Genomic DNA, 1,011 nt, shown 5'->3' with positions numbered 1-1,011 from the left:
CGGCGCCGGCACGGCCCGGTGGCTGCGGGACGAGTGGGGCGTGCGCGCCCACTTCCAGCGCACCGACATCACCGACAAGGGCCAGGTCCACGCGATGGTCGACGCCGCGGTCGAGCGGTTCGGCCGCCTCGACATCCTCGTCAACAACGCGTGGCGCAGCTCGGGGTACGCCCGGTTCGAGAACATGACCGACGAGCAGCTGCGCGGCGGCTTCGACATGGCGGTGATGGCCGCGTTCTGGGCGATGCGGCGCGCCCTTCCCGAACTCGAGCGTCGCGGCACCGGCCGGGTGATCAACCTGTGCTCCCTCAACGGCGTCAACGCGCACATGTACTCCGTGCAGTACAACGCCGCCAAGGAGGCGCTGCGCACCCTCACCCGCACCGCCGCGCGGGAATGGGCGCCGAAGCAGATCTGCTGCAACGTGATCTGCCCGGGCGCGCAGAGCGAGGCGTTCCGGCGGGTGGCCGAGGCCAACCCGCAGATGGCGGCCGCGTCGGCGGCGGCCAACCCGATGGGCCGGATCGGCGATCCGGTCGAGGACATCGGGCCCGTCGCGGTGTTCCTCGCCGGCGACGCCTCCCGCTACGTGACGGGCAACACGCTGTTCGTCGACGGCGGCGCCCACATCAACGGTGTCCAGTGGGCGCCGCAGGTGGACTGAGCCCGTCGCCGACAACGGTCCCGGACATCGACAATTGTCGCGACGTGTGTCGGTGTCCGGTTCCGTCCACCGCACCTGTTCGACGGGACGCGGGCCCCGAATCCGGGCGCGACCACAGCGTCGACCTCCCCCCGCGACCGAACCGTGACCGACGCCGACGAGGATGGAGCGGACACGAGTCGGTGAGTGGCGGGAGGCGTGGGCGGCGATGAGGCCGAGCAGGTGCGTGCGGTGCGGCCGGGTAATGGGCCCGTTCGAGGAGCGGATCCACGATCGGTGCGCGCGGTGCGCGGGCCCGGCACCGCGCTCGTCGGCACCGCGCTGGGCGGCACCGCGCTCGTCGGCAC

At 72.5% G+C, this 1,011-nt stretch carries 1 protein-coding gene; it reads left to right on the top strand.

Translation table 11 applies throughout. The features are described from left to right. The coding region (locus tag AIIKEEIJ_RS14740; RefSeq protein ID WP_161995956.1) for an SDR family oxidoreductase at nucleotides 1-664 on the top strand (664 nt) is incomplete at its 5' end. Nucleotides 665-1,011 lie beyond the last annotated feature (347 nt).

This window comes from Rhodococcus sp. YH1 (assembly GCF_009939605.1).
In the GTDB taxonomy this organism is placed as follows: domain Bacteria; phylum Actinomycetota; class Actinomycetes; order Mycobacteriales; family Mycobacteriaceae; genus Rhodococcus; species Rhodococcus aetherivorans.
Note: the sequence above shows the minus strand (reverse complement) of the source record. Positions and strands in the feature narration are given on the sequence as shown.